Below are 26,990 nucleotides of genomic sequence, written 5' to 3' on the forward strand. Positions count from 1 at the left end.
ATTGGCGCTGTACTTGGTTTCCCGGTCTGGCACGGGTCCAAATGTGGGCCCCCCACCTTCAAAACCCTGAATAACCACCAAAAACCATCCACTTGTTGATAACCATTATCAACTACAGCTAAACTCCGCGCCCTCCCACTTCCCAGTCTGTGCCTGACCGCACAGTCGCGCGCAGGCAGCTGACTCTCTTGGCGGATGAAAAACTCCAGCTTTACCTGACCCACCGGGCCGCGCTGCTGGACTATGCCGCGCCCATCGTGGGTTGCCGCGCGCGCGCCGAGGATGTGGTGCAGGAAGCCTGGCTGCGTTTCAGCGGCCAGGATGCCCAGGCCGATATTCGTCACCCCGCCAGCTACCTGTATCGCATCGTGCGTAACCTCGCCCTGGATCTCACCCGCCGCACCGCCACCGAACGGGTGCAGCCGGGCGGTGATGACCTGCTCGACGATTTGCCGTCGAGCAGCGCCTCACCGGAACGCGAAGTAAGCAACCAGAACGAGCTCGAAACCATCTCCCGAGCCCTGGCCCAGTTGCCGGAACGCACACGCCGCGCATTCGAGATGCATCGCCTGGGCGGCTTCACCTTGCAACAGGTGGCAGCCGAGCTGGGCGTGTCCACCGCACTGGTGCATCAGCTGGTGCACGACGCCCTGCGCCATTGCATGGACTGCCTGGAGCCGGAGGATGACTGATTTTCTGAAAAAACCCGCCGCTGCCGCGTCTTTTGCAGTCAAGGGCGATTCCATGGGATCCTGCCCGCCGTTTTTTGCTCGCGGAGATGCCCCCTTCATGCCCACCGAGGATTGCGCCAACGCCCGTCGCGACCAGGCCCTGGACTGGTTTTTGCGCGTGCAACAGGCCCCGCAGGATGCGGATTTGCGTGAACAGGTGGCGCACTGGTGCGCTGTCGACGAGGCCAATGCCAAGGCCTATCGCAAGGCGCAACGCCTGTGGCAACTCACCGGGCAACTGGCACCGACCACCGCGCAGCAATGGCCCACGCCGATAGCCCGCCCGGTCGCCCGCCCACGGCGCACCCGACGCTGGGTGGCCGCCGCCATCGCTGCCTGCCTGGTGGTGGCCCTGGCGCCAAGCCTGCTGCTGCGCTGGCAAGCCGACTACCGCACAGGCTTTGGAGAAACCCGCGACATCACCCTCAGCGACGGCAGCGTGGTGCAGTTGGACAGCCACTCGGCGATTGCCGTGGACATCGCCGGCACCCACCGCGATGTGCGGCTGCTGACCGGCCAGGCGTTTTTCAAAGTGATGCCGGACAAGAGCAAGCCGTTCCATGTGTGGACCAAAACCTTGCAGGTGACGGTCACCGGCACGGCGTTCAACGTCGACTCAACACGCGACAACCCCAGCGTCGCCGTACAACAGGGCTCGGTCAACGTGGACGAACGCCAGGCCGGCCGCCACCTTGCCAGCCTGGTGCCAGGCCAACGCCTCACCTTGCGCGCCGACCGCGCCGAGCTGAGCACGTTCTCCCCCAGCCAAGCCGCTGCCTGGCGCCAGGGTCAGTTGATTGCCGATGACCTGCCCATCAGCGAAGTCCTCACACAGCTGCGGCGCTACACCCCCGGCATCATCGTGTTGCGCGATGCCAAGCTCGGCGCACAGCGAGTCACCGGCGTCTACGATTTGCGTAAACCCCAGGCGGCGCTGCAAGCCGTGCTGCAACCCTACGGCGCAAAAGTCACGGCCTACAGCCCTTGGCTGCTGGTCTTGAGCCGGTAATTTCACGCCGTTTAAAAATATTTCATGTTTTTTCTGAAAATCCCCCGCGCTGTCCCGTCTTCTGTCCCGCGCGCAGCAATTGAGATTTATTCGTATTCATTTGACTGGCCGGTGACTTAACCGGCGCGGGGACTTTTTGCATGACTCACACCTTTCACCGCTTGCCTGGGCAGCGCGGCCCGTGGCCGCTGCGCCTGAAAAAAAGTGCAGGCGCCAGTTTGCTCGGCCTTTGCTGCGCCCTGGCCGTGGTGCCTCAGGCACTGTCCCAACCTCAGGCGGCTGCCAGTTCGGCACGTGGTTTTGATATTCCGGCGCAGTCCCTGGCCGGCGCGTTGATCGCCTTCGGCCAACAAAGCGGCCAACAGGTGACCGTCGACCCGCAACTGCTCAAGGGCGTGAAGTCCCCCGGCGTAAACGGCGACATGAGCAACGATGCCGCCCTCGCCTACCTGCTGCAAGGCACCGGCATCGGTTGGGGTTACCAGGACGGCGCACTGGTGTTCCATCGCCTGCCCACCGCAGAAGACGGCCCGGTGACGCTGGACAACACCATCGTGCTGGGCTTCACCGAAGAGAACTCCTTCCAGGGCGCCACGGTGATCGATCACAAGGCGATCCAGGCCTTCCCCGGTGCCAACGGCGACATCACCACCCTGCTGCAAATGCACCCCGCCGTGCAGTTCAGCGGTTCACAGAAAAGCTCCAACACCCCCGGTGAAATCGACCCGGCGGACATCAGCATCAACGGCGCCAAGTTCTACCAGAACAACTTCATGATCGACGGCATGTCGATCAACAACGACCTCGACCCCGGCGCCCACGGCTACAACGAAACCCGCCAGTTCGACGCCGCCCCCAGCCGTTCCCACGGCATTGCCCTGGACGCCGACCTGCTGGAAGAAGTGAAGGTCTACGACAGCAACGTGCCGGCCGAATACGGTGGGTTCAACGGTGGCGTGGTGGACGCCATCACCCGTCGTCCGAGCCAGGACCTGCACGGCAAGTTTTCCTATTCGATGACCCAATCGGCCTGGACCAAGTACCACATCACCGCCGAGGACCAGGAAGCGTTCGACAACGCCTCCAACGAGCAATACCAGCCGGACTTCAAGAAAACCACGTTTCGCGGCATGCTCGAAGGCCACCTCACCGACGACTTCGGCGCCATCCTGAGCTTCTCGCAAAAGCGCTCGGTGATCCCGCTCAACCGCTACGCCGACGGCTACACCAGCCCCAACGGCGACAACGAAAAGGACCAGACGCGCCAGCTCGACAACTACATGCTCAAGACCTACTGGAACGTCAATGACCGCCTGAGCCTGGACGCGTCGTTTATCAAGGCACCGCAGGAAAACACCTATTTCCGCGAGGACTACATCAATTCCGGTTTCACCAATATCAACGGCGGCTGGCAAGGCTCGCTTAAAGCCGTGTGGGAAGGTGATTCGGCGCGCTGGACCCACACCGTGGCGCTGACCGACCTCAACAGCTCACGCACCACCGAAGCCAACGACATGATCGGCTGGTACTACTCCAGCGTAAAAAACTGGGGCATCCCGCTGTCCAACACCTCGCGCAGTGGCGAAGGTTCCTATGGGGATCTGGACCAGACCCAACGTGGTATCGACTACAAGCTCAAGGCCGAATGGCAAGCCTTCAACTGGGCGGGTGCCGAGCACCAGTTCACCGGCGGCATGGAGCTGACCCGCAACCAGGCCACCTGGGAACGCAGGGAACAAGCCACCAGCGCCTTGATCGGCAAGCGCGACAATATCGCCACCTGCGCCAACAACGACAGCCTGTGCTCCATCGGCCTGATGCTCAATGGCACCACGCGCCAGTGGGCCAACACCCTCAACGTCTACGGCGCCGGCAAGCTCGACCTGACCGAAACCAAATACGCGTTCCACCTGCAAGACGCCATCCAGATCGGCAAGCTCGGCTTGCGTCCCGGCCTGCGCTACGAGGGTGACGACTACATGCAGGACAAAAACCTCGCGCCGCGTTTTGCCGGTGACTACGATTTCTTCGGCGACCGCAGCACCGTGCTGGTGTTCGGCCTCAACCGCTACTACGGGCGCAACCTGTTCAAGTACCGCCTCGCCGACGGTCGCCAAGGGTTCAACACCCGCTACACCCGCACCACTCAGGACGGTGCCTGGACCTCCATCCAGGGCAAGAACCTGACCAAATACTCCGACCTCAAGGTGCCCTATGACGACGAGTGGACCCTGGGCCTGGACCAGGTATGGCTCGACACGGACTTTCGCCTGAAATACGTGCACCGCGACGGCAAGGACAAGATCGTCCGTGCCTCCAATCGTGTCGTGGGCACAGGCGCGGCTGCCGGCTACGACACCATCTACTACACCTACACCAACGCTGCCTCCAGCCAGAGCGACAACGTCACCCTGACCATCACCCCCAAGCACGAATTCAAGGCCCTCGGCACCCGCACCAGCGTGCAGGCGGCGTTTGACTGGTCGCGTACCAAAGACGCCTTCGGCACTTACGATTCCGGGGCGAACGCCGACCAATACGCCGACGACGATGTGATCTACGACGGCAAGCGCATGGCCTACAGCGAACTGCCCGCCAGCGATTTCAACCGTCCCTGGACGGCGCGCCTGACCACCATCACCGAGATTCCGCAGTGGAACCTCACCGTCAGCAACTTCTTGCGCTATCGCGGCCCCTATAACCAGCTCCTTGCAACCACCCGCACTGAGGTTGTCGGTGACGAGACGTTGCCGGTGTACGACTCCGCCAAAGTCAAGGGCGCGCCCACCTGGGACCTGCGCGTCAGTTGGGAAATCCCCACTGGCAAGGACCAGGCGCTGTTCGCTGCGGTGGATGTGACCAACGTCACCGACCACGTCAACGAAATCGTCGGTAAATCGAGCTCGGTCGTGAGCTATGAAGTTGGCCGCCAATACTGGTTGGAAGTCGGTTACCGCTTCTAACCCCCCTGATTAGCCTGGATATCCCCCATGAACAAGAGACTTGCTGGCCTGCTCGGCCCGCTGTTGCTGTGCGCGTGCGCCTCGCCCGTCACCGAAACCCCGCTGCCTTGGGCCCCCCAAGTGGTGCGCGGGCAATTGGCCAATGGCCTGGAATACCGGCTGGTGCGCGACAGCAGCCAGGCCGGGCGCCTGGACCTGCGCCTGACGGTGCGCGCCGGCTCCGTGGATGAAGACGACGACCAAGTCGGCGTGGCCCATATGCTCGAACACCTGACCTTCCGCAGTCGCGCCGGGCAAGCCACTGACCTGCGTGCGCAGATGACCGCGCTGGGTTGGGTGCAGGGCCGCAACTTCAACGCGGTGACCACTTACGACCGCACCCAATACCTGCTCAGCCCCATGGCCGGCAGCACACAAACGCCGCTGGCCCTGGAGAAACTCGCGCAGCTGGTGTTTGCCGGCGACTACAACGCCCTCGACCTTGAGCGCGAACGCCCGATCGTCATCGAAGAATGGCGCGGCGGCCTGGGCGTGGCGCAGCGCATGAACGACCAGCGCGCCGCCACCCAGCGCGTGGGCTCGCGCTACCCGCAGCACCGCACCATCGGCAATGAAGCAGCGATTCGCAGCGCGTCCCTGAGTGCCTTGCAGCGTTTTCAACAGCGCTGGTATGTGCCCAACAATATGATCCTCTCGGTGGTCGGCGACTTCGACCCGCAGCAATTGGCGCAGCAGATCGACCATGCCTTCGGCGTACCCGGCGCCCAACCGCTGCCCGAGCGTGATCATCGCGAACTGCCCCTAGACGGCACGCTGAAAATCTTCCGTCTGCAAGACCCGCAAACCGGCAGCAACCAGGTGTCGTTGCTGTTTCGCCTGCATGAACCGGACAGCCGTGGCACAACGGCCAAAGCCGCCCGTGAGCGCCTGATCGACCGCCTCACCCTGTCCGCGCTGTTTGCCCAATTGCGCCTGCAACCGCTGCAACCTGGCGTACGCAGCCTGACCACGCAAAAGACCTTGATCGGTGAACAATCCAGCGTGCTGGGCGTGGCCGCCGGGGTCGAAGGGGCACATCACGATGAAGCCTTGAAGCAACTGCTGACCGAGCTGGAGCGCCTGCGCCAACACGGCTTTACCGCCCAGGACCTGGCGCGCGAACAGGCCAGGATCCGCCAGTTGGCCGACGGCATGCTGGCCAAGGATGAGTCGCGCACCTTCGAGCAATGGGTGACCACCCTCAACGATGCCGCCGTGCAAAACCGCACGGCGATGGCGCCGCACCAGATCGCCCAACGGACATTGATCGCTCTGGACAGCATCGATCTTGCCGCCATCAATGCGCGGCTCACACGCTGGCTCGACAGCCCCGACCAGGTGCTGCAATTCACCGCGCCGGGCAACAGTGTTGTGCGCCTGCCCAGCGTGGATGAGGTGCAGCACTTGCGCGCGGCCATTGCGCAAACGTCGCTGGTCGCGCCGACCACCGCAGCGCCCGTGAAGCCGCCGAGCGTCACCTTTACCCCGCCGCCTGCCGGCCAGCCGGGCACGGTGGTGAGCAAACGCGTGTTCGCCGCTGAACACGTCGAACAGTGGACCCTCGGCAACGGCGACCGCCTGGTGTGGCTGCGCCGCAATGCCGAAGACGCCAAGTGGCGCCTGCAAGCCGTGTCCGCCGCCGGTTTCAACCGCAGCGACGTACCGGCGTGGCGCCTGCAAATGGCTGCGCAGCTGGGCAATGAAAGCGGCGCAGAAGGGCTGGCGGCGTGGCGCAAACAACACAAGGCAACCCTTAGCCTGGAACACAGCGCGACGCGCATGCAGTTGAGCGGCACCAGCCAGGCGTCGCTCGGTGCGCTGACGAGGCTGCTGCAAAGCTATCGCCAGGGCCAAGTGGGCGGAGTGATCGACGAGCGCCTCTTCAGCGAGGCGCGGGATGAGTTGCTGTCACGCACCCGCACGCGCCCGGACGCCATCGCCGCTGCCCGGCGTGAGTTGCGCTACGGCGCCGATACCTGGCACAGCCCCGATCCAGCGGCCCTGGAAGCCCTGCAAGCCAACACGTTGACCGACGATTGGCGGCAACTGGTCAACGCCCCGGTCACCTACTACCTGATGGCGGACATCGAGCCGACTCAACTGGAAGCACTGGTGCGCGAACAGTTAGCCAATCTCCCGCGTGGCGCTGCGCATACCACTCACCCTGCCCTGCAACAGTCCGGTCAGCGCCGCACCGATATCGCCGTCGCCCTTGAACCGCGCGTGGTGCTGGAAGCCAGCAGTTTCAGCGAACAGCGCTGGACGCCCGAAGCCGCCGCGCGTGTCGCCGCCCTGCGTAACCTGGCCAATCAGCAACTCAAGCAACGCCTGCGCGGTGAGGCCTTGGGCGTGTATCGCCTGCGTTTCGACAGCGAACTGAACCCGGACACCCAACGCATCGAAAGCCAGCTGAGCTTTACCTGCGATCCACAACGCGCCGATGAACTCTGGGCCCTGGCCCAGCAAACCCTGGCACAACTGGAGCGCTCGGTGGACGCCCAATGGGTCGCCAGTGCACGCAACGAGCTGCGCCGCCAGGAGCAAAACCGTCTCACCGATCCCGCCACCCAATGGCGTCGCCTGTTGCTCAGCGAACGCCAGTGGCAAGACCCGCGCTACCTGAGCAGCCAGGCGCGTCTGCCGGAAGGCATGCGTATCGAAGAGCTAAAGCCTTTAGCCAGCCAGCTATTCCCGGTGGCTAACCAAGTGCTGTTGCGTGTACTGCCGAAGGCGGATGCACCGTGAAAAGCCTGCGTACGTTCTACCGCCTGGCCGCGCCGTTCTGGCGCCAGGGCTCGCAATGGCTGGGCTGGCTGATGCTGGCCGGCATCATCGGCATGGGCCTGTTGATCGTGCAGATCAACGTGCTGATCAACGCCTGGAGCAAGACCTTCTACGACACCCTCGGCGAGTTTGATACGGGCGCCTTGTACGCGCTGATGGGCCGCTATGTGCTGTATCTGAGCGCCTACGTGTTGATCGTGGTCGCGCTGGACTGGGTACGCAAAGCCCTGGTACTGCGTTGGCGCCAGGCCATGACCGAGCAGTTCACTCACGCGTGGCTGGCGGACCAGGCGTTCTATCGCCTGGGCCTGAACGGCGAGCCGGACAACCCCGACCAGCGCATTGCCGAAGACGTGAACATCGTTGCTGACCTGAGCGTGGAGCTGGTGGCATCGTTCATCATCAACATGGCCCAGGTCGGCGCGTTCATGAGCATCCTGTGGCAACTGTCCGGGGTGCAGACGTTCAGCCTAGGCGGCTACAGCATCACGTTGTCCGGCTATTTGGTGTGGATCGTGGTGCTCTACACCTTGGCCGGCAGCTTGATCACCCATTGGGTCGGCCGCCCGTTGCACCGTTTGAATGTGGACCGCCAGCATTATGAGGCGGACTTTCGCGCCAGCCTGTTGCGCAAGCGCGAGCATGCCGAACAGATCGCCCTGTACCGTGGCGAAGCGGTGGAACGCCAGCACCTGGCCGAACGTTTCCAGGCCATCGCCGGCAACTGGCGCCAGTTGATGGGACGCGAGCGTAACCTCAGCCTGTTCACGGTCAGCTATGAGCGGGTAAGCCTGATCATCCCGGTATTTGCCGCCCTGCCCGCCTTTTTGGCCAAGACCATCACCTTGGGCGGTTTGATGCAGATCCGCAGTGCATTCGGCGCGGTGCAAGGTTCGCTGAGTTGGTTTATCAAGCTGTACCCGAAGTTGATGCACTGGAGTTCAGCGGTGGAACGGTTGGGGCAGTTCGAGCAAGCCATCGCCGTGAGTCGCTGCCAGGCCAGGGCGCCGATGGTCGGTGATTGCTTGTGCGTGAACGGCCTGGACGTGCTGCGACCGGACGCCGAGGTGTTGCTGGAGGATGTCTCGGTGCGAGTGGCCCAAGGCGAATGGCTGTTGATTGCCGGGCGCAGTGGCATTGGCAAGTCGACCTTATTGCGTACCTTGCAAGGCCTGTGGCCGTACTGCCGGGGCAGCTGGCAATTGCCGCCGGGGCGTAGTTTGTTGCTGCCGCAGAAGCCTTATCTGCCGAGCATGCCGTTGCGTCATTTGCTGGCTTATCCTGCTATTGAAGTGCCAAGCGCGGTGCGGCTGATGGCGGTGCTGGAACAAGTGGGACTGCCTGGGTTGGCACGGCGGATGGATGAGCAAAGCGAATGGTCGCGGGAATTGTCCGGGGGTGAACAACAGCGAATCGGGATAGCACGGGCGTTGTTGTATGCGCCGGATACGTTGTATCTGGATGAGGCGACGAATCAGTTGGATGAGGGGAGTGCACGAGCGTTGTTGCGGCTGGTGCGTGAAGAGTTGCCGAACTGCACCGTGATTGGGATCAGCCATCAGGCGGCACTCAGCACGCTGTTCGACCGAACCTGGTCTGCGCAATAACGGTCAAACATCAGTCAAATGTGGGAGGGGGCTTGCCCCCGATTGCAGTGGATCAGCCAGACCAGCTTTGGCTGACACACCGCCATCGGGGGCAAGCCCCCTCCCACATTTTGACCGAGTTCAATGGGTCGATTAGAGCACGCTGCCCATCGCCTTCATCAACACTACATCCCGCCCATAGATATCCGGCGCATACACCAGCCCACCCTGCCGGTCGACCTCCACCGTCCAGTAACTCAACAGCACCGGCACCGGCGTGGCCAGCCTGAACTCATGGGTCACGCCAGTGGCCAGCAACTCATCCGTGCGCGCCCGCTCGGCCGGGGTCACCAACAAGTCGCGCAGCATCATGGGTTGCTCAACCCGCACACACCCCGAACTGAACGCCCGTGGTCCCTTGGTAAACAACGGCTGGCTCGGCGTGTCATGCAGGTACACCGAGTACGGGTTGGGAAAGCGCATCACGATCTTGCCCAACGGGTTGCGCGGGCCGGCCTGCTGGCGCAGCAGGATATTGCCGGGGCGTGCCCAGTCGATGTTTTCCGGTGCCAGCGGGCGGCCTTCCGGGTCGAGCACTTGCAGGTTTTGCTGGCGCAGGTATTCGGGGTTGAGGCGGATCGCCGGGAGTTTGTCCTCGCGCATGATGGTGGGCGGGATGGTCCAGGTCGGGTTGAGGGTCAGCCGCGTAATGCGCGATTTCAGCAACGGCGTCTGGCGCTCGGCGCGGCCGACTTGCAGGCGTGTCTGCCACACGGGAATGCCGCTCTGGTACACGCTTAATTGCGCGGCGGCGACGTTGACCAGCACGCCTTCGGGCTCCAGGTCCTGGCTGAGCCAGCGGAAGCGTTCGAGGTTGATGCGCAGTTGTTCGCGGCGAATCGCCGGGCTGATATTCAGTTCAGCCACCGTGCCGGCGCCGATCACGCCATCGGCCTGCAACGAGTGGCTGAGCTGGAACGCCTTGACCGCCTTGACCAACTCGTCGCGGTATTGCTTGCCGCTGGGTGCCTTGGCGAGATAGCCGCCGCTGACCAGGCGCCGCGCCAGTTCCGGCACGCGGGCATCGTCCATGCCGGGACGCAACAACGGGCCGTTGTCGACCGGGTCCCAATGGGGCAATGGCTGTTGACGCACGGTGGCATAGGCATTGCGCAGGCTACGGTAAAGATCGGCGCTGGGGCGCGCCTGGTCGAAGGCTTGCGCCATGTCTTGCAGGCCGGTGGCGGCAAACGCCAGCACTTCGGTGTTGGGGTCGCGGGTGGGCGGCTGGGAATGCCACAGCGGTTCGAAGCGTGATTGCTGCAAGCGCCCGTAGTGCAAATCCTGCAGGGCTTGCAGGTACTGGCGGCTGATGTCGATATCGCTGCACAGCACGTTGGCCGTGGCGTCCGCCGTAGGCAGGCTATAGTGGGTGGGGTCCAGGCCGTCGTCGGCGAGCATCTGCATCTGGGTTTGCAAGGCTTGGCGGCGCTCATCGGCCGACCACAGCGGTACATCGCCCTGTTGCTGATAGAACGCTTGCAGTCGCAACTGCGCCCCCGGGTCAATGTGCGGCGCGAGTCCGGGGCACACACTGGGCAGTTGCGCCAGGGCCTGTTGCACCGGATTGGGGGAGATAACGGTCACCGGCACCTCGTCGGCTGTCGCGACCAGTGGTGCAACGAGCAGGCAAATGCTCAAGTAACATGCGTGTTTTTTGAACACTTGACTTAACTCCAATCCACAGCGGGGGGATGTACTGTAGATGCTGACTTTTTTGTGCCGCCTCGGTTTCATAACCGTGAGCCTGACCGCGTTGAGCCAGTTTGCGCTCGCCGCCAATGGCAACCCTCCTACCTTGTATAGCAGCCTTGCGCGCTCGGCTCCAGAACTCAATCCCACTGTGCTCAAAAGCGCCCTGAGCGCGGTGCAGTGTGCGGTCAATAACGGCGAGGAACGTTCAGAACGCCTCGCCGTCATCGACTACTCCCAGCCCTCGACCGCCCGTCGGCTATGGATCTTCGATTTGCGCAAGCAAACCCTGGTACTGCGCGACCTGGTGGCCCACGGCGCCAAGTCCGGGGAAAACTTCGCCACCCAGTTCTCCAACCTTGAAGGCAGCCACCAATCCAGCCTGGGCTTGTTCCGCACCCAGGAAAGCTACCTGGGCACCCATGGCTACTCGCTGCGCATGGACGGCCTGGAGCCGGGCTTCAATGATCAGGCCCGCGACCGCGCCATCGTGATTCATGCCGCCAATTACGTGAGCCCCCTGTGGAGCAAGCGCGAAGGCCGCATCGGCCGCAGCCAGGGTTGCCCGGCGGTGCGCCCGCAAGTGGCGCGCCAAGTGGTGGATAAGCTCAAGGATGGGCAGTTCATGTTTTCGTGGTACCCCGACCAGCACTGGTTGAAGTCCTCGACGTACCTCAATTGCAAACCCCAACAGGTGGCGAGTAGTCGTACAATCCATGGCGGATAGCCTGTCTCCCTATATAAAAGACAGAAAAAAGAGAACGACGCATGCTTCTACACACGTCCACCTGGATCGAGATCGGGCAGTTTCTGGAACGCAGCCGCACGGTGGTGATTCCCATCGGCTCCAACGAACAGCACGGCCCTACCGGCCTGTTGGGCACCGACTGGATGTGCCCGGAAATCATCGCCCATGCCGCGCAAAAGAATGCCGACATCCTGATCGGCCCGACCTTCAATATCGGCATGGCCCAGCATCACCTGGGTTTCCCCGGCACCATCTCCTTGCGCCCGTCCACCTTTATCGCAGCGATTGGCGACTGGGTGCGCTCGCTGGCCGGGCATGGTTTTGACAAGATCCTGTTTCTGAATGGCCATGGCGGTAACATCGCCACGATTGAGGCAGCGTTTTCCGAGCTGTATGCCGAAGCAAGCTTTGCGCGGCGCCCGGCCGGGTTTGCGTTGAAGCTGGTGAACTGGTGGGATCTGGAAGGTGTCAACGAACTGGCTCACCGGCAATTCCCGGTGGGCCATGGCAGCCACGCCACACCGTCGGAGATTGCGGTGACGCAGTGGGCGTATCCGGAGTCGATCAAGACTGCCGAGTATTCGCCGCAGATCGCCAATACGGGGCCGATCCGTGAAGCGCTGGACTTCCGCGCGCGCTTCCCGGACGGGCGCATGGGCTCGGACCCGGCGTTGGCGACGGTGGAGAAAGGGGGGGAATTGGTGAAGCTGGCGGCACAAGGGCTGGTCAAAGTAGTCGACAGTTTCAGCAACGAAGCCAAACCTTAAGCCATACATCGATCAAAATGTGGGAGGGGGCTTGCCCCCGATGACAGTGTGTCAGTCACAAATATTTGGCTGATCCACCGCCATCGGGGGCAAGCCCCCTCCCACATTTAGCCCTGTGTGTTACTTACATTCTTGCGCGGCCAGTTCCAAGCGGGATGGGGTGATTGTGGACGCCAGCGGCTTGCGCTCATACAAAAACACCTTGCCGCCGTCTTGAGCCTTGTAGGCCTCCAACACATCATCCGCCGCAATCTTGCTGGCCAACACCACCTTGGCATGGCGCGAATTCTGGGTCACGGTCGAGGCAATCCCGTGTTTATCCAGCTTGGCCACCACGCACTGCGCGTAGTCTTCAGGGCTTTTGTCGGTTTGCAGGGTCAAGGTCGGCGCATTGGGCGCCGACACACAACCGGCCAGCAAAACAGAAGCAAAGGCCATGGCCGGTACGAAAAAAGAACGCATGAAAAAATCCTGGCTATAAAGATAAAAGTTCACATCAACCCGCACGGACCAACGCTTTGAGCGACAGGTCAAACTGCTTCAAGGCGTCCAGTTGCACATCCCGTTGCTGCTCGATCTGCGCAGCAATCTCCGGCGCAGCCTTGTCATGCACCCACACCGACGGCACTTGTTTGTGCACCGAACCTTCGGCCTTGGCGATGTATTGCAGGTTCGCGTCATAGAACCGCGCAATAAACCGTGCCTCGACCACATCGTTACGTTGGGTCAGCAATTGGTTATGGGTATCGAGCATCACCACCACATCGGGGTGAGCCTGCACCAGGGCATCCAGGTTGTCGTAGACCGTCACCGACAAAAAGGTTCCCTGCAGCGAGCTCATCAACCAATCAATGGCCAGTTCCGGGTCGGAACTGTTGACGAACGCCTCGCGGATGCGCCCGTCAAGGGCATCCCTGGCGCCGTTCAAGGCCATGTCGTGGTAGCGTTCAAGGTAACTGAGGTTGTCGCGGGTGTTATCGCTGAGCAATACCCCCACGGACTGCGTATGTTGCAGGGAGTCTACGCTACCGTCGATAGGTAGCAAATGGCTACTATGCAATTCATCCGCGATGGCCGCGTTATTGATGACGACAGTGCCCAGCATCAGAGCCATTAAAGCGAGTTGGATTATCGTCTTCATCACGCATTTCCTTGAACAGCGTTTCGATGAGGGGATTTTCCGCTCAAGGCTGCAAAAACAGAACTTGCGATCCGTGATGGTGACTATTATCTGAACCGATAGTGCACCCATAAAAATGTATAAGGACCCCGCCATGAAGCCCCACCAGAAAACCTTCGACCGTATCCGCGAAGCCGTCTTGCCGGAGTTTCGCGAGCGGGTTGCCGACTACCTGGTCGACTATGAAACGGTGCTGCAAAACACTGCGGCGGACACGGACCAAGTCATCGCCAGTGCCCAGCAGTTGCGCGGCTACCTGCGTGGCTTGAACACCACGCGGGTACTGGGCATGGCCGATTGGGAAGACCTGGACCGCCGTGTAGCGCAGGAATGGCTGTAAACCCTAGAGCGCTGGCCGCTGCTGGTTGACCCACGCCTGCACCGACGGCCGCTGCCACTGGCGCTGCGCATACGCCACCAGGTCGGCAGGCACCGGGTCGCCATTGAGAATCAAGCGATTGAGCATCACGGCCAGATCCACGTCAGCAATCGACCATTCACCGAACAGGTTCGGCGGGTTACCCGCCAATAGCGCCTGCGCCGCACTGATCAACTTACGGGCTGCCGCTTCGGCCTCGGGCGACAACGGCGGCATTTTCTGCCCGTAGAACACCACCAGCGTCGAACGTTCCTGGCGGATCGGCAGCAAATCGCTGCGCAACCAGGCCTGCACCTGACGCGCCCTCGCCCGCTGCTTGGGATCGGTCGGATAGACCGGCGTTTCGGGGTAAGCCTCGTCCAGATATTCAGTGATTGCCGAGGACTCCGACAGCGCAAAGTCTTCTTCCACCAAGGTCGGCACGCGCTGGGTCAGGGACAGTTGGGCAAAGTCGGCGGTCTGGTTTTGCGCGGCATCCAGGTTCACGGTAACGGTATCGAATGTCAGGCCTTTTTCCCGCAGCGCCACGAATACAGACATCGCATAGGGGCTGGTGAACTGGGCATCGACGTACAGGCGCAACGAGGGTCGGTTCATGGCGAGTATCCTTGAGTGATGACCCACGCTACGAGATCGGCGACGGGAAAGACAATGGCCGGTTTTTATAGGGGCATTCCGCTTGGGAATAGCGGCTTAACCGGCAAACCCGCCGGCCTTGAGAAACGCGTGTTCCGCCTCTGTGCTGCTGCGCGCCAGCACCTCGTTACGATGGGGAAACCGCCCGAAGCGCTGAATAATCTCGGCATGCTCCTTGGCCCAATGGTAGGTGTTCGCGTCCAGGGTTTGGTTCAGGACCAGAGACCGCTGCTGATCCTGCGGATCTTCCGAGTGTTCGAATGGCAGGTAGCAGAACGCCCGCAGAGCCGGCTCGATGGATTGGTCCAGCCCGGCGTCCACCATGCGCCCGGCATACAGTCGCGCCAAGGGGTCGGTGGCGAACATATGGGCGGTGCCGCGAAAGGCGTTGCGTGGGTATTGGTCGAGCAGGATCAGCAGGGCCAGGGCGCCGTCGGCGGTGTCCAGCCAGTGTTCCAGCTCGCGGCGGGCAGCTTGCATATGGGTGACGTGGAAGGTGTCGCGAAAGGCGGTGTCGAAGGCGTCGTCCTTGGCGAACCAGCGTTTGGGGCCGGCGGCTTGCCAGAAGTCGATGACGGCGGTTGGGGTGGTCATGGTGAGTCCCTTTGAACGCGATTTCCCTGACAGTAACAGAGATCAAATGTGGGAGGGAGCTTGCTCCCGATGGGGGGTGTCAGATACAAATTTTTAACTGATCCACCGCCATCGGGGGCAAGCCCCCTCCCACACTTGATCTCTGTTGAGGGTTAGAAATCGACAGTGGCCGAGACTTTCACGGTGCGCGGCTCGCCTTGTGTCAGGTAGTTATTGGCGGTGGAGGCCGACGCCCAATACGCCTTGTTCGCCACGTTTTCCACATTGGCCCGCAGGGTGATGTATTTGTCATCCGCCTTGAAGCCATAACGCGCGCCCAGGTCGACGCGGGTCCAGGCCGGGATGCTCAGGGTGTTGGTGGCGTTGACGTACTCGCCCCCGGTGCGCAGCATCCGTGCGTTGACGGCGGCGCCCTGGATGCCCGGGATGTCCCAATCGGCCCCCAGGTTGTACTGGAACCGTGGCACGCCCGCGGCACGGTTGCCATCCGTGGCGCCGTTGGAGGTGCCCTTCAACTCAGTGTTCATCCAGGTTGCACCGGCCAACAGGCGCAGGCCGTCAATCGGCTCGCCGAAGACGTTGAGTTCCACGCCTTTGTTGATCTTCTCGCCATCGACGCTGAAAGTGTCCAGCAGGTTGCCGGGCAGGCGTGAGGTTGAGCTGTTCGGCTGCTCGATGCGGTACACGCCCAAGGTCGCGCCAAAATCGTCCCAGTCGAGTTTCACCCCGGCTTCCGTCTGCTTGCTGCGGCTGGGCGCGAACACTTCATCGCGATTGGTCACGTTGGAAGGTGCCGTCGGCCCCTGGGCCAGCCCTTCGATGCGGTTGGCGTAGAACGACACGTGTTCCCACGGTTTGATCACCAAGCCATACACCGGCGTGGTGATCGATTCGTCATAGTTGGCATTGCGCGCGCCGGTGGCGGTGCTCCAGCCGTCCACTTCGATGGTCTGGCGGCGCACGCCCAAGGTCAGCAATACGCGGTCGTCGATAAAGCCCAGCGTGTCAGACACCGCCGCGCTCTTGATGCGGTTCTTGCCCACCACCCGTGGATCATGAATGTAGCTGCCGAAATACGTCACGCTCGGGCGCGGGATCTGGATCGGGTTATAGAGATTGCCCGGCTGCCGATTGGCTTGCGTGATCGCTTCAAATGCCGAGCGTTGCTCGCCCCAGATCCCCGACAACCCCAGGTTCATCTGATGGGTCACCGGCCCGGTGTTGAAATGCCCATTCAAACCGGCCATGACGCTCTTGTTGTCTTCATCGTGGGGCGAGTACAAAAAGCCCACGCGCCCGCTGCCGTCGTTGCCCACGTAGAGCGAGGAATACTCACCGTTCTCCCGCGTGTGCTTGGCGCCGCCGCCGACGTAAGCCGTCCAGCTGTCATTCAAGTCGTACTCGGCATTGAACATGCCGTAGGTGTCTTCCAGTTCCGACCAGCTCCAGTCCTGGGCGTAGTTGTGCTTGGCCGACGGCGCCTTGGGCACTTGGGTGCCGTTGGGGTAGACCACCGAGCGACCGTTGTTGATGCGCTCTTTCTGATAGCCGAAGTCGGTGGACACCCGCAGACGCTCGCCCCGGTAATCCAGGGCCACGGCGATCAACTGCGAGCTTTTGAATTCATCGTCAATCGCCGTATCGCCGCCATGCCGGGCCAGGTTGATCCGTGCGCCGAAGCGGTTGTCTTCGCCGAAGCGCTGGCCCAGGTCCAGGTGCCCACCGGTTTGCCCACCGCTGGACGTATCAAGGGTGACGCTGCGGGTCGGTGTGTCTTCGGCGCGCTTGGGCACCAGGTTGACGCTGCCACCAATCCCGGTGCCGGCCGGCGCCACACCGTTGACGAAGGCGTTGGGGCCCTTGAACAACTCCACGCGCTCCAGCGCTTCGGTGGTGATGATCTGGCGTGGCAGCACGCCGTATAGGCCATTGAATGCAATGTCGTCGGTGTTCAGCGGCAGACCGCGAATGGTGAACACCTGGGAGAAGTTGCCGAAGCCAGCCGATTGGCGTACCGAGGCATCGTTGAGCAACACGTCACCCACGGTGCGCGCCTGCTGGTCGGCGATGGTCTTGGCGGTGTAGCTGACCACACTGAAAGGCACGTCACTGATCGAGCGGTTGCCCAACACACCCAAGCGCGCCGTACGCGCCACCTGGCCTCCGCCATAGGTGTCGGCTTGCGCCCCGCTTTCGCCGCTGATAGTCGTCGCCCCCAATTGCAGCGCATCACCGGTGGCTTCGGGCACCACGGTATACCCGTTACCGTCGGTGCTTTGCAGGGTGTAGCCGCTGCCTTGCAGCAACTGCAAAAAGCCCGCTTGCGCGGTGTAACTGCCCTGCAAGCCGGGGCTTTGCAGGTTATTGAGCAGCCTGGAATCAAACGACAATGGCACGCCGGACAACGCCGCAAACTGCGCCAGCACATTCCCCAAAGGCCCAGGCCCAAGGGTGTAGCTGCGCGCCGCGCTGGTGGACGCCGCGTCGGCAGCCACGGCGCTATGCAATGGCGCGATAGCCGCCAGGGCGACGGCCAGGCTCAAGGCCTTGAGGGGGCGGATGGGGTGCGTGGTGAAGGTCATGGGCGTTCCTGTCGGCGCGGTGCAATGTTGAGGGTTCTCCCCTACACCGGGCGACAACGAAAAAGGTATCAGCGAAACGGAAAAAATATTCAGCGCGGCTCGACGGTCACCCAATAGCCGGTCAGGCTGCTGACTTTGACAGGCAGGGTTTCCTGCAACAGACGCAAGCTGGCGTCGGTGTCACGCAGGGGGAACGCGCCGGAAACCATCAGGCCCGCCACACGCTCATGGCAACGCAGCACACCAGGGCGATAGCGACCCAATTCGTCCAGCAGGTCCGCCAGGCGCATCTGCTGGGCCAGCAGCATGCCGTTTTCCCAGGTCATCGCACTCACGTCCAACGGTTCCACCGACGCTATGCTTTCGCTGCCGAACGCACTTTGTTCACCTGCCTTGAGGATCACGCCATGGCGGGCATGCTGCGGCAGCATTTCCACCGCGCCGTCGATGACCGCCACGCGACTGGCCTGCTGCCCTACCCGCACGCTGAAATGCGTACCGAGCGCACGGGCGGTGCCGTGGCGGGTCTGCACGATAAACGGACGATGAGTCGGCGCAGGGTCCTTGGCGGTGGTGATCATCACCTCGCCTTGCAGCAACTCGATGCGCCGCACCTGGTCGGAGAAGGCGATATTCAACGAGCTGCCGGTATTGATCAGCAAGCGCGTGCCATCGGGCAACGTCAGGCTGCGTTGCTCGCCGATGGCGGTGTGCTGGTCGGCGGTCCATGACTGCCACGGTTTTTGCTGGTAGGCCAACCAGGTCGCCGGGCCAGCCAGCAGCAACAGCCCCAGGGCCTGACGACGGCCGAGGGACTTTTTACGGCCGATGCGCTTGAGGGTGTCACCGGCAATCGCGCCCGGCACACTATTGAAGTCCCCCAGGATCGCCTCGGCCCGTTGCCAGGCCTGGGCATGCTGGGCGCTGCGGCCCTGCCATTGGGCGATGGCGCGGCGGTCTTCATCGGTGGCGCTGCCGGACTGCAACTGCACCATCCAGTCGGCGGCTTCGCCGAGGATCAATGGGTCGATGGACGGGTTCATGCCACGCTCAGGCAGGCGAGGAACGCATCGCGCATATAGCGTTTGACCGAGACCAGCGACACCTTCAACTCATCGGCGATCTGCTGGTAGGTCAGGCCATCGATCTGCGACATCAAAAACGCCTGACGGGGTTTTTCGGGCAAATCCCGCAGCATGGCCTCGATGCGGTACAGCGCTTCAAGGATCAACCAACGGGTTTCCGGCGACGGCACTTCCTGCTCCGGCAGGTGGGCGATGGTTTCCAGATAGGCGCGCTCGACTTCCTGGCGGCGCCAGCTGTCGATCATCAACCCCTTGGCAATGTGTGTGAGCAAGGCACGCGGCTCACTGCCGAAGCCCGCGCTGTTTTGGCGGGTAAGCAGGCGCATAAAGGTGTCATGGGCCAGGTCCGCCGCATCGCTGGCATTGCCCAGCTTGCGGTCGAGCCAGCGGTACAACCATCCGTGGTGTTCGCAGTACAGCGCCTGTACAGGCAAATGAAGCGACGACGACATGCGGATCACCCGGAAGCAGGTAGTAATTAAGAATTGATCGCATTCTAATCGGCGCAACGAATCGCGGCAACGCGTTAATTAATGTTATAGGATAACGCCCGATTCCCACCCTGCCCTGCGATCCCTCTCCATGCCCGACGCCGCTCCCCTACGCCAACGCCTGCTGTCCATCGATGCCCTGCGCGGCCTGGTGATCCTGTTCATGCTGCTGGACCACGTGCGCGAAACCTTCCTGCTGCACCGCCAGGTCAGCGACCCGATGAACATCGACAGCACCGAGCCTGCGCTGTTTATCAGCCGCACCCTCGCCCACTTGTGCGCGCCGGTATTTGTTTTACTCACCGGTTTATCCGCCTGGTTGTATGGCCAGAAGTACCAGGGCCGCCGCGATGTGTCGGCGTTCCTGTTCAAGCGCGGGCTGTTTTTGGTGGTGCTGGAATTCACCCTGGTCAACTTCGCCTGGACCTTCCAACTGCCGCCGAGCGTGATCTACATGCAGGTGATCTGGGCCATCGGCGTAAGCATGCTCGCCCTGGCCGCGCTGGTGTGGCTGCCACGCCCGCTGTTGATCGGCTTGGCGCTGGTGATTATCGGCGGGCACAACCTGCTGGATGGCCTGCACTTCGCGCCGGGCTCTTTGCTGCAACACCTATGGTCCGTCTTGCATGAGCGCGGTTGGATCGAAGTGAATGACAGCTTGCGCCTGCGTGTCACCTACCCGGTGCTGCCGTGGATCGGTGTGATTGCCCTGGGCTACGGCCTCGGCCCGTGGTTTGCCAATGTCGCGCAACCCGCGTTGCGTCAGCGCTATTTGCTGCTGGCGGGTGTGACTGCCTTGGTGGGGTTTTTGGTTTTACGAGCCTTTAATGGCTACGGGGAAAAACCTTGGCAAGGCTATGAAAGCGGCGTGCAGACGTTGATGAGCTTTTTCAACGCGACCAAGTACCCGCCTTCGCTGTTGTTTCTGGCGTTGACCTTGGGGATTGGGTTGCTGCTGTTGCTGGCGTTTGAACGCGCCGGGCACAAACGCTGGATTGGCGTACTGGCCACGTTTGGCGCGGCGCCGATGTTCTTCTATCTGCTGCACCTGTATGTGCTGAAAATCCTCTACGTCGCGTGTGTTGGGTTGTTTGGGTTGAACCAGGGCAACTACTTTGGCTTCGAGAGTATTGGCGCAGTGTGGCTGGTGGCGCTGTTGCTGCCGTTGGCGCTGTACCTGCCAGTACGCTGGTTTGCCGAATTGAAAGCCCGGCGCCGCGACCTGGCCTGGCTCAAATATCTCTGACCCAACACAGGTCAGGCCGATATCAGGTGCACATAGAACGCGTGGAACATGAAATATGCACACACCGCCAGCGCAATGCCCATGCAACGGTTAAACACGGTGAACGCCGACGTGCCGTTGATCCGCCGCCCCAACACCGCGCCCAGCAGTGAATACACCCACGGTGCACCAAATGCGCCAAAGGCCAGCAGCGCCGACACCACCGCGATTGCCATCCCGGTGATATGCGCCGCCGGCAACATCACACTGGTAATCGGCAACACCGCCATGATGCCCTTGGGGTTGAGCAACTGGATCACCAGGCCGTTCCAGAACGTGAGGGTCTTGGTGGGTGCCACGCTTTCATCCACCACGGTGCGCGCAGTGAACACCTGATAAGCCAGGTACAGCGTGTACACCCCGCCAATCAACGAGATGTACGGCAACGCCGCCTGGGAAATGATCGCCTCGCCGGTGTAGCCGAACAGCACGAACAACAACATCATCGCCGCACCCACCCCGATAAAGAACCCGGTGGAACGGCGAAACTGACCGGTGAGCCCGGCGTTGAGCCCCATGAAATTCACGGGACCGGGGCTGTACATGACGCTGAAGGCGTAGAGAAAAATGTCCATGGAAGACCTGCACTGGAGAAAGTTCGGCCAGTCTATGGTGGGGGTTGGCAGACAATCTTGTACGTTTGTGGTCGTAAGCCAGGCACAGCTTCAATGTGGGAGGGGGCTTGCCCCCGATGGCAGAGTGTCAGTCACTCCATTTGCAGCTGATACACCCCTATCGGGGGCAAGCCCCCTCCCACATTAGAGCGGTGCCTGGGTCAGTCGATCAGCCCATCTGCATCGTAGAAAGGATACGGCCCCGGATACTCCCCAAACACGCCGTTATGGCTGACCAGCCCCTGCTGCGCGTCCCAGCGATGTAGCAGATACCCCGCCGGCTCCAGGTTGAAATGCGCCGGCGCAGACTCCTCCAAATCCAGCACGATCTGGTGCGAGGTGCCGGGGCATACACAACTCATGCTGCCGCCGAAGCGCCGCTGCATCGGCCGATGCAAGTGACCGCTTAACAGCCGCTCCACTTGGGGATGACGGGCAACCACGCGTTCCAGCCCGGCGGCATTGATGAAGGGTTCACGGTCCATGTGGCCAATGCCGCTGATGAAGGGCGGGTGATGCAGGATCAGCAACGTCGGCGCATCCGGGCGCAACGCCAATTGCTCATCCAGCCACTGCAATTGGCTGTCCAGCAACTGGCCGCCGTGACCACCCGGGATAGTCGAGTCCAACCCGATCAGCCTTAGCGGGTGTGCATCTACGACCCAATCCAAAGGCCCGTCTGCCGAGGCCGGCAAGTAGCGGTGGTCGGGGAACGCATCAAGCAATGGCCCACGGCAATCGTGGTTGCCAGGCACCAGGTAGCACGGCATGTGCAGCCGGGCGAGTTCGGGGTGCAGCACGGCGTATTCATCGGCGCGACCGAAGTCCACCAGGTCACCGCTGATCACCACGATATCCGGGCGGGGTTGGCTGGCGTTCAAATGATCGACGGCACGGCGCAAGGCGCCCAGGGTATCGACCACGCCATAGGTGAGGCGCTGGCCGGCTTTGAGGTGCAGGTCGCTGATCTGTGCGACGAGAAACGGACGATTCAACATAAATTCTCAGGCATTCAAGGTGAACAACATGTGCGGCGCAATCGCCAGGGCAATCGGCGCGCCGACGGTGTAGAGCTGGTTGTCGCTGCTGTCCACCAGCAACGGTTGCGGGCCGCCTACGTCCACCAACAGGCGGCTTTGCGCGCCCTGGAAAAACTGCGCCAACAAGTGCCCGTGCAAGTGCCCTTCGCGCTCCATCACCCGCAGGTGTTCGGGGCGGCAATACACGGTGTCGGGCCGCTGGGTTTCATGCCACGGCAACTCGCCGCCGCACACCTTCAACCCCTGGGTCGACGCCTCGATCACCGTAAACGCATTGAGGTTGCCGACGAAGCCTGCGACGAACGCATTGGCCGGTTTCTGGTAGATATCCCGCGGGCTCGCCAGTTGGGCAACCCGGCCTTTTTCCATGACCAGAATGCGGTCGCCGAGGGCCATGGCTTCGCCCTGGTCGTGGGTGACGAACACCGAGGTGATGCCCAGGCCGCGCAGCAGTTCATTCAGCTCACTGCGCAGGCGTTCACGCAGTTGCGCGTCGAGGGCCGCGAGCGGCTCATCCAGCAACAACACCTTGGGACGCGGCGCCAAGGCACGGGCCAGTGCCACGCGCTGACGCTGGCCGCCGGACAGTTCATGGATGCCGCGCTTGCCGTGGTCCTGCAAGCCCACCAGCTCCAACAACTCTTCACAGCGTTTGTTGCGCTCCAGCGCTGACATGCCGCGAATCTTCAGGCCGTAGACGATATTCCCCGCCACATCCAGGTTGGGAAACAGCGCGTAGTTCTGGAACACCATGCCCACGTCGCGACGTTCGATGGGCAGGCGCGTCACGTCCTGATCACCGAAAAACACCTGGCCTACATCCGGGCGCTCAAGGCCGGCAATCAGGCGCAGGGTGGTGGTTTTGCCACAGCCCGAGGGGCCGAGAATCGCCAGGGTTTCGCCGCCTTCGACGGTCAGGTTCAGGTCATGCACGGCCACGGTGCCGTCGGCGAATGCCTTGCGGCAGCCTTGCAGGCGGATAGTGATAGCAGTCATCGACGCTCTCCACGGGACAAACGGGCACTGATGGCCTGCAGCGCAATCAGCAGCGGCACGATCATCAGCAAAAAGATAAGGGTGTAGGCGCTGGCGATTTCCAGGCGCGCCGAGGCGTAGCTGTCGGCCAGGCCGACGGGCAGCGTCTTGGTCATCGGCGTGTGGAGCATCCAGGTCAGGTTGAATTCACCCAGGGACAAGGTGACCACCATCAGCACCCCGGCCAGGATTCCGGCGCGGCAATTGGGCACCACCACGCTGAAAAAACGTTTGATCGGCCCTGCGCCCAAACTGGCGGCGGCCTCCTCCAACACCGGCAATTGCTGGCGTTGCATCACCGCCATCACTGGGCGTACCAGAAACGGCAAGGTGAACAGCACATGGCCGACCAGGATAAACACCCCACTGCTGCGGAACGTGCCGAACTGGCCGTAGGTCAGCAGCAACGCCAACGCGCTGGCCAGGCCGGGCATGGCCACCGGCAGCACCATCAATTCTTCGAAGGCGCGGCTGAAGCGATTGTTCATGCGCACCAGGGCGTAGGCCGCCGGTACACCGATCACACACACGCACACCGCGCAGGCCACCGCCAGTTGCAGGGACAGCCACACAGTTGGCGAATAGGCCTGCCACACCTGGACCAGCCAGTCGAAGGTCAGGCCGCTGGACACACCCACGAAGAAGTTACGGGTCAAGCCCGCCAGCAGCGACATCAACACCGGCACCAACATAAAGGCGCACACCAACAAGGTGAACAGCAGTTGAAGCACAAACAGCCATGAGCGTTTCACAAGACAGTCCCCGCGTTTTTCACCAGGCGCCGAGTCAGCAGCAACACCGCCCAGGTCACCGCGCCAAGTACCACCGACAGCGCAGCGGCGACGGCAAAGTTGGCGTAGTTGGTGAACACGTTGTAGATCGCCACCGGGGTGACGTTGAGCCGCGTGCCCAGCGTGAACGCCGTACCGAAGGCGCCCATGGACGTGGCAAAACAGATCGCCCCGCATGAGGCCAACGCGGGCGCCAAACCCGGCACGATCACATCGCACACCACCCGCCAATGCCCGGCACCCAGGGAGTGAGCGGCCTCTTCCAGGCTGCGGTCGAGGCTTTCACAAGCGGCCATCACCGTGAGGATCACGCGGGGAATCGAGAAGTACAGGTACCCCACGAACAACCCCGCCAGGGAATAAGCGAAGATCCAGCGCTCACCGGCCAGTTGCAGGCCCAGCGCGGCGAACAGGCCTTGGCGGCCGGCCAACAGGATCACCAGGAAGCCCACCACCACGCCGGGAAATGCCAACGGAAATGTGAGCAGCGCGACCAATGCCGAGCGCCCGAAAAACTGATGGCGCGCCAGGAACACACCGCTGATGCCGCCCACCACCAGCGCAGCGAAGGTCACCACCAATGCCAACATCAAGGTTTGCCCGAGGCTGCCCAGGTACTGCGCACTGCTCAGCACCTGCCAGTAGCCGCTGCCGTTGCTGTCCCGGCTCTCGGCGCCGAGCACCACCAGATGCGCCAATGGCAATAACCAGAACGCGAGCAGCACCGCGAACGCCGGGGCCAGCGCCCAGGCCGCGTGTTTTGCCGATGCAGCCACTTACTTGACCTCGCTCAGGTAGCGGGCGGCGAAGGCTTCCTGCACGGCGGCCATTTTTTCGTAGTCCACCACCCCGGCGCGGGCGTAGTCGCTGTCCGGCAGGAACTGCGCAGCGACTTCCGCCGGCATCTGCATCGGCCGCACCGGGCGCAGGTAAGCCTTGGCCCAGAGTGCCTGGCCTTCATCCGACAGCACGAAGTCGAGGACGTTTTCCGCGTTGGCGCGGTGCGGTGCATTGGCCACTGCGCTCATCACGTAGGGCACGCTGATGCTGCCTTCTTTCGGGATCACGAAGGCGACGTTGGCGTTGTCTTTGTAGCGCGCACGGTACGCGTTGAAATCGTAGTCCACCAGAATCGGCAACTCACCGGACAGCACCCGCGCATACGCGGTTTGCTTGGGCACGATGGGCGCATTTTTTGCGAGTTTCTGGAAGTAATCGATGGCCGGCGCGAAGTTTTCCAGATCGCCACCCAACGCGCGGTTGATCGCTACCGCCGAGACGTAGCCGACAAATGCGCTGGACGGGTCGAGGTAGCCAACCATGCCTTTGTATTCAGGCTTGAGCAGGTCGGCCCAGCTTTGCGGCACGGGCAAGCCGCCCAAGGCATCGACGTTGACCATGATGCCCAAGGTGCCGGAGTGGATCGCGAACCAGTGCCCGGCCGGGTCTTTCAAGCCGGCGGGGATCTGCTCCCACGCCTTGGGTTTGTAGGTGCCGACCACTTCGGCTTTTTGCGCCTGCAAGCCGAAGGTCACGCCGTAGTACACCACGTCGGCCACCGGTGCGGCTTTCTCCGCCACCAACTGCGCCAGGGACTGGCCGGAGTTCTTGTTGTCCAGCGGCACTTGCACGCCGGTGCTGGCGGCGATGGCCTTGAGTTGGGTGCCCCAGTCGGCCCAGTCCGGCGGGCAGTTGTAGCAGATAGCCGTCTCGGCGGCCTGGGCCAGGCTGGCCGCACCGCACAACAGCACGGCGGCCAGGGTTTTACTGAATGCGCGCATCAAGGGTCTCCTCATGGGGTTGAGTACTTTCGCCCGGCCGGATATGGCAAGGCAGGCAATGGGAAATCGGCTCATTGCCGGCGATTTGTGCCAGCAACTGGTCAATCACGGTGCTGGCCAGCAGCGCGATGGGTTGCACCACACTGCACAGGGTCGGGTGCATCTGGGTGCCGAGGCTGATGCCGTCGAAGCCCATCACCGAGAGTTGTTCGGGGACGTTCCAGGTGTTGCGGCGCAGTTCGGCGATCAGGCTGATGGCCAGGTAGTCGTTGGAGCACACCAGCGCGGTGGGCGCGTCGGGGCCTTGGAGTAACGGCGCGATGGCGCCGAAGTCGGCCTGGGTGTGGGCCGGCATTTCGATCACCGGGCGATGCGCTAGCGCGTATTCGTGCATCGCATCGCAATACCCGGCATAGCGCAGGCGCGCACGGTCCGATTGCAACGCGGGACCGGCGACCATGCTGATGCGCCGGTGCCCGGCTTCCAGCAGATAACGCGTGGCCAGGGCCATGCCGGCGCGGTTGTCCACGGATACGGCGCTGTAGTTGGGGTTGCTCGGTTGGTGGTAGGCCAGCACGAACGGGGTTTGCTCGGTGTTCAGGCTGCTGAGCACTGCATTGCTTTCGGCATCGGTCACCGTCAGCACCAGCCCGTCGACACGCTGGCGCAGCAGTTCTTCCACTACGATGCTCTCACGCTCGCTGTTGTAGTCGGTGGTCGCCAGCACCAGGCTGTAGCCACGGGAACGGGCGGCGCGCTCCATGGCCTGGAACTGCTCGGCGAACACGGGGTTGAGCAAGTTGGGCACCACCACGCCGATCAACTGGGTGGTTTGCAGACGCAGTTGGCGGCCCAACAGATTGGGACGAAACCCCAACTCACGGGCGGCGGCGAACACCTGTTCACGGGTGGCCGGGCGCACCTGGTCCGGGGAAGCAAAGGCCCGGGCGGCGGTGGCGCGGGATACGCCGGCAAGGCGCGCAACGTCTTTGAGGTCAGTCATTGTCACTCGCTTGAGATCGATCTCATTGGCGAGGACAGTAACGGGGGAATGTGGCAGTTCGGCGGTGAGGAGATGACAGTTTGATGGCAATCAACCTGATCAACACTGGAGCAAT

24 protein-coding genes are annotated in these 26,990 nt (G+C 62.4%); 9 read left to right on the forward strand and 15 right to left on the reverse strand.

Annotated features, from left to right (window positions below; genetic code table 11):
* Positions 1-188 precede the first annotated feature (188 nt).
* From DYL61_RS13495 to DYL61_RS13515, 5 genes are all read left to right on the forward strand, one after another.
* Positions 189-692: a sigma-70 family RNA polymerase sigma factor gene (locus tag DYL61_RS13495; protein WP_135308713.1), complete on the forward strand. Its 504-nt coding sequence runs from the start codon at positions 189-191 to the stop codon at positions 690-692.
* Positions 685-1,740 (forward strand): FecR family protein, encoded by a 1,056-nt coding sequence (locus DYL61_RS13500; protein ID WP_238704561.1) that lies wholly within the window; start codon positions 685-687, stop codon positions 1,738-1,740. The genes DYL61_RS13495 and DYL61_RS13500 overlap by 8 nt, the downstream gene beginning before the upstream one ends.
* Before the next feature lie 140 nt (positions 1,741-1,880).
* Positions 1,881-4,703, forward strand: coding sequence for a TonB-dependent receptor (locus DYL61_RS13505; RefSeq protein WP_135308714.1), 2,823 nt, complete (start codon positions 1,881-1,883; stop codon positions 4,701-4,703).
* A gap of 27 nt (positions 4,704-4,730) precedes the next feature.
* Entirely contained in the window at positions 4,731-7,487 is a 2,757-nt protein-coding gene (locus DYL61_RS13510; protein ID WP_135308715.1) for a M16 family metallopeptidase, read from the forward strand.
* Complete coding sequence (locus DYL61_RS13515; protein WP_135308716.1) at positions 7,484-9,133, forward strand: ABC transporter ATP-binding protein/permease; 1,650 nt, start codon at positions 7,484-7,486, stop codon at positions 9,131-9,133. Before DYL61_RS13510 ends, DYL61_RS13515 begins: the two co-directional genes overlap by 4 nt.
* Before the next feature lie 132 nt (positions 9,134-9,265).
* Here the strand turns inward: DYL61_RS13515 and DYL61_RS13520 are convergent, their stop codons facing one another.
* The gene (locus DYL61_RS13520) at positions 9,266-10,837 is read right to left on the reverse strand and encodes a L,D-transpeptidase family protein (RefSeq protein WP_135308717.1); all 1,572 of its coding nucleotides are present in this window, start codon (positions 10,835-10,837) and stop codon (positions 9,266-9,268) included.
* Between the two features lie 40 nt (positions 10,838-10,877).
* Between DYL61_RS13520 and DYL61_RS13525 the strand changes: the two genes are divergently transcribed.
* On the forward strand, positions 10,878-11,591 hold the full coding sequence (locus DYL61_RS13525) for a murein L,D-transpeptidase catalytic domain family protein (protein WP_135308718.1): 714 nt from the start codon (positions 10,878-10,880) through the stop codon (positions 11,589-11,591).
* 41 nt (positions 11,592-11,632) lie between these two features.
* Complete coding sequence (locus DYL61_RS13530; RefSeq protein ID WP_135308719.1) at positions 11,633-12,379, forward strand: creatininase family protein; 747 nt, start codon at positions 11,633-11,635, stop codon at positions 12,377-12,379.
* A gap of 120 nt (positions 12,380-12,499) precedes the next feature.
* Here the strand turns inward: DYL61_RS13530 and DYL61_RS13535 are convergent, their stop codons facing one another.
* Positions 12,500-12,841 carry a hypothetical protein gene (locus DYL61_RS13535; protein WP_135308720.1) on the reverse strand — a complete coding sequence of 114 codons (342 nt, stop codon included), beginning with the start codon at positions 12,839-12,841 and terminating at the stop codon, positions 12,500-12,502.
* 34 nt (positions 12,842-12,875) lie between these two features.
* Positions 12,876-13,520, reverse strand: coding sequence for an ATPase (locus tag DYL61_RS13540; RefSeq protein WP_135308721.1), 645 nt, complete (start codon positions 13,518-13,520; stop codon positions 12,876-12,878).
* A 133-nt stretch (positions 13,521-13,653) separates the two neighbouring features.
* On the opposite strand from DYL61_RS13540, the gene DYL61_RS13545 reads away from it, so the two are divergent.
* A complete protein-coding gene (locus tag DYL61_RS13545; protein WP_135308722.1) occupies positions 13,654-13,899 on the forward strand; it encodes a hypothetical protein in 246 nt (81 codons plus the stop codon).
* 3 nt (positions 13,900-13,902) lie between these two features.
* On the opposite strand, the gene yfcF is transcribed toward DYL61_RS13545, so the two are convergent.
* The 5 genes from yfcF to DYL61_RS13570 all read right to left on the reverse strand — a co-directional run bounded on the left by yfcF (position 13,903) and on the right by DYL61_RS13570 (position 19,287).
* Entirely contained in the window at positions 13,903-14,535 is a 633-nt protein-coding gene (yfcF, locus tag DYL61_RS13550) for a glutathione transferase (protein WP_135308723.1), read from the reverse strand.
* A gap of 96 nt (positions 14,536-14,631) precedes the next feature.
* Positions 14,632-15,168: a DUF924 family protein gene (locus DYL61_RS13555; RefSeq protein ID WP_135308724.1), complete on the reverse strand. Its 537-nt coding sequence runs from the start codon at positions 15,166-15,168 to the stop codon at positions 14,632-14,634.
* Positions 15,169-15,320: 152 nt separating this feature from the next.
* On the reverse strand, positions 15,321-17,750 hold the full coding sequence (locus DYL61_RS13560) for a TonB-dependent receptor (RefSeq protein WP_135308725.1): 2,430 nt from the start codon (positions 17,748-17,750) through the stop codon (positions 15,321-15,323).
* Between the two features lie 89 nt (positions 17,751-17,839).
* Positions 17,840-18,793 (reverse strand): FecR domain-containing protein, encoded by a 954-nt coding sequence (locus DYL61_RS13565; protein WP_135308726.1) that lies wholly within the window; start codon positions 18,791-18,793, stop codon positions 17,840-17,842.
* A complete protein-coding gene (locus DYL61_RS13570) occupies positions 18,790-19,287 on the reverse strand; it encodes a sigma-70 family RNA polymerase sigma factor (RefSeq protein ID WP_135308727.1) in 498 nt (165 codons plus the stop codon). Before DYL61_RS13570 ends, DYL61_RS13565 begins: the two co-directional genes overlap by 4 nt.
* A gap of 130 nt (positions 19,288-19,417) precedes the next feature.
* Between DYL61_RS13570 and DYL61_RS13575 the strand changes: the two genes are divergently transcribed.
* On the forward strand, positions 19,418-20,572 hold the full coding sequence (locus DYL61_RS13575) for an acetyltransferase domain-containing protein (protein ID WP_135308728.1): 1,155 nt from the start codon (positions 19,418-19,420) through the stop codon (positions 20,570-20,572).
* Between the two features lie 11 nt (positions 20,573-20,583).
* Here the strand turns inward: DYL61_RS13575 and DYL61_RS13580 are convergent, their stop codons facing one another.
* The 7 genes from DYL61_RS13580 to DYL61_RS13610 all read right to left on the reverse strand — a co-directional run bounded on the left by DYL61_RS13580 (position 20,584) and on the right by DYL61_RS13610 (position 26,875).
* A complete protein-coding gene (locus DYL61_RS13580; RefSeq protein WP_135308729.1) occupies positions 20,584-21,186 on the reverse strand; it encodes a LysE family translocator in 603 nt (200 codons plus the stop codon).
* A gap of 200 nt (positions 21,187-21,386) precedes the next feature.
* Positions 21,387-22,220: a phosphodiesterase gene (locus tag DYL61_RS13585; RefSeq protein WP_135308782.1), complete on the reverse strand. Its 834-nt coding sequence runs from the start codon at positions 22,218-22,220 to the stop codon at positions 21,387-21,389.
* A 9-nt stretch (positions 22,221-22,229) separates the two neighbouring features.
* On the reverse strand, positions 22,230-23,261 hold the full coding sequence (locus tag DYL61_RS13590) for an ABC transporter ATP-binding protein (RefSeq protein ID WP_135308730.1): 1,032 nt from the start codon (positions 23,259-23,261) through the stop codon (positions 22,230-22,232).
* Positions 23,258-24,052 (reverse strand): ABC transporter permease, encoded by a 795-nt coding sequence (locus DYL61_RS13595; protein WP_135308731.1) that lies wholly within the window; start codon positions 24,050-24,052, stop codon positions 23,258-23,260. The genes DYL61_RS13590 and DYL61_RS13595 overlap by 4 nt, the downstream gene beginning before the upstream one ends.
* On the reverse strand, positions 24,049-24,867 hold the full coding sequence (locus tag DYL61_RS13600) for an ABC transporter permease (RefSeq protein ID WP_135308732.1): 819 nt from the start codon (positions 24,865-24,867) through the stop codon (positions 24,049-24,051). The genes DYL61_RS13595 and DYL61_RS13600 overlap by 4 nt, the downstream gene beginning before the upstream one ends.
* Complete coding sequence (locus DYL61_RS13605) at positions 24,868-25,872, reverse strand: ABC transporter substrate-binding protein (protein WP_135308733.1); 1,005 nt, start codon at positions 25,870-25,872, stop codon at positions 24,868-24,870.
* Positions 25,856-26,875 carry a LacI family DNA-binding transcriptional regulator gene (locus DYL61_RS13610; protein ID WP_135308734.1) on the reverse strand — a complete coding sequence of 340 codons (1,020 nt, stop codon included), beginning with the start codon at positions 26,873-26,875 and terminating at the stop codon, positions 25,856-25,858. The genes DYL61_RS13605 and DYL61_RS13610 overlap by 17 nt, the downstream gene beginning before the upstream one ends.
* Positions 26,876-26,990: the final 115 nt, after the last annotated feature.

The organism is Pseudomonas nabeulensis (assembly GCF_004682045.1).
In the GTDB taxonomy this organism is placed as follows: domain Bacteria; phylum Pseudomonadota; class Gammaproteobacteria; order Pseudomonadales; family Pseudomonadaceae; genus Aquipseudomonas; species Aquipseudomonas nabeulensis.